The sequence below is a fragment of the Methylobacterium sp. ME121 genome, from assembly GCF_000974725.1.
Taxonomy (GTDB): Bacteria; Pseudomonadota; Alphaproteobacteria; order Rhizobiales; family Beijerinckiaceae; genus Methylobacterium; species Methylobacterium radiotolerans.
The window spans coordinates 1-1,852 of record NZ_BBUX01000163.1 but is presented as its reverse complement, the minus strand read 5'-3'; the positions used below and the strand labels follow the sequence as shown (position 1 = coordinate 1,852).

At 65.2% G+C, this 1,852-nt stretch carries 2 protein-coding genes; both read right to left on the bottom strand.

Annotation, left to right across the window (positions count from 1 at the left end):
* Window positions 1–94: 94 nt before the first annotated feature.
* On the bottom strand, window positions 95–1,165 hold the full coding sequence (locus tag ME121_RS32680) for an ATP-binding cassette domain-containing protein (protein ID WP_458472457.1): 1,071 nt from the start codon (window positions 1,163–1,165) through the stop codon (window positions 95–97).
* A 180-nt stretch (window positions 1,166–1,345) separates the two neighbouring features.
* Window positions 1,346–1,852: hypothetical protein (locus tag ME121_RS34840; protein WP_491892958.1), on the bottom strand; the 507-nt coding region annotated here is incomplete at its 5' end.

Here is a 1,852-nt window from a genome sequence, read left to right as displayed (position 1 = left end):
CGTGCCGCATCGCTCGCATCGAGAAGCACACAGACCGTCTGAGCCATGGCCCAGACTCGCACGTCTCATCGGACGCGTGAATCCTCTGTCCGCGTCACTGCACTAGTTGCGAGATGCCGTAGAAGGCCCCCGACAAGACGAGTTCCGCCGCCACGAGTTGCCCGAGCGACAATTGCCCCTGCAGGATGAGCCATCCGCCCATGGCCAGCAGGGCGGCACTGGCGACCGCGTAGACCACGAGGAATCCGATGGTCTGCGCGAAGGTGTGGCGGAAGTGGCGGCGATGCGCCCGCAGGTAGGCGGCGGTCATCGCGTCGGAACGCGCCATCGCGGCCGATAGCCGACCACCGTGCTTGTAGAAGCCGTTCGAGGTGCCGACGCTCTCCAGCCAACGCGCCGTCTCGTGCTTCGCATGGCTCAGCGCCGCGCCGGACCGGACCGCCGGCCCCGCCCAGATGAACCCGATGCCGAGCAGGACGGCGGCGGCGACGAGATTGAAGGCGAGAAAGAACGGATGATAGAAACTTGTCAGGACGAGGCCGATCCCGGCTTGTAGAAGGATCGCCAAGCCGCCGACCAGAAGATGCGGGACCGCTTTCTGGACCGTCATAAGATCGAAGAAGCGGTTGAACAGGTCGCGGCGCCCTGCGTCGTCGAAGTGCGGGTTTCTGGCGTGGAGGGCACGCAGGGTGATTTCCGCGACAATCCTCGCGAACACGCGCCGCTCGAACAGCGCCAGGACGTATATCCGCGCGGCGCTGAGCATGGCGGCGGCGAGCAGAAGCCCGAGCAGAAGCCCGGACAGGACGAACAGGGGCGCCGGCAGCGCCGTGTTGGCCACCGAGTTGATCAGGAGCTGCACCGACACCGGCACGGCAAGGCCCAGGAGCGCCACGGCGGCCCCATAGACGACGGCCGTCCAGACGAAGCCCGCCTCCGGTTTCAGGAGGCGCGCGATGAACCTGCAGGCTTCCGCGAACGTCAGGGGCGTGTGTTTGATCGCATCCACGGGTCGAGGACCTTCCAGATCGGATCGAGTGCGTGCAGGGAGGCCATGGCGCCGCCATGTTGCCGGGCCCGGCCGTGGAGAAACGGAAAAACCGTCGTCATGCGGGAGCGCGGAGCCGACCCGGAACACCCGGCTCATGCCGGGCTCGAACCTCATGGGGTTAGATCGAAGCGACTGGCGGTCCACCGGAGGGCGTGTGGCGGATGCCGGTGAGATGCCCTCCAGGGCGAGGATCGCACGCGCGGTCAGCCATGCCCGGGTGGCACGGCGGACCATGTTGATGTCGGCGATTGCTGGACAGCCGGACGGCTGTCGCGTCGAGGTGATGCGCCCGCTTCAGCAGCGATAGCCGCCCGACGTCTGCCCGTACTGCTGCACCGGGAAGTGCTGCTGGTCGGCGTTGCCTTCCTGGGCTGAGCTTCTGCGGCAGCCGCCGACCGCGCGGGTCAGCATCTCCCCCGAGAGGATCGAGCCGGTCGAGAGCCCATCCCAGGTCGTCTGCGGGAGGGGCCGCGTCGGAGAGCCTACACGCAGGTCGGCGAATGCGGCGGAGAGCGGCGCGACACAGAGCGCGGCCGCGACCGTCACGATGGATAACTTCTTCGACGCCTTCATCGCTTGTCTCCAATCAAATTTACGGTTGTGACGACCTGTCCGTGGATCGAGGTCGGCCTGGCCACCACAGTTTTCCAGACAGGTCCGCTTCATCCACGCAAATGATTTGGAGACACTTGGTTCGCAGTACAATTTCGCGGGTTCAATGACGCTCATTGCGAAAACAAATGAGGATGAATGCTCCGCGTATGCCGATCGAAATTTAATCCCCGAGATAGACACCTGGTC

Coding starts and splice junctions, on each gene's coding strand:
- ME121_RS32680 (WP_458472457.1), bottom strand. CDS start 1,165: ATGAGGTTCGAGCCCGGCATGAGCCGGGTGTTCCGGGTCGGCTCCGCG.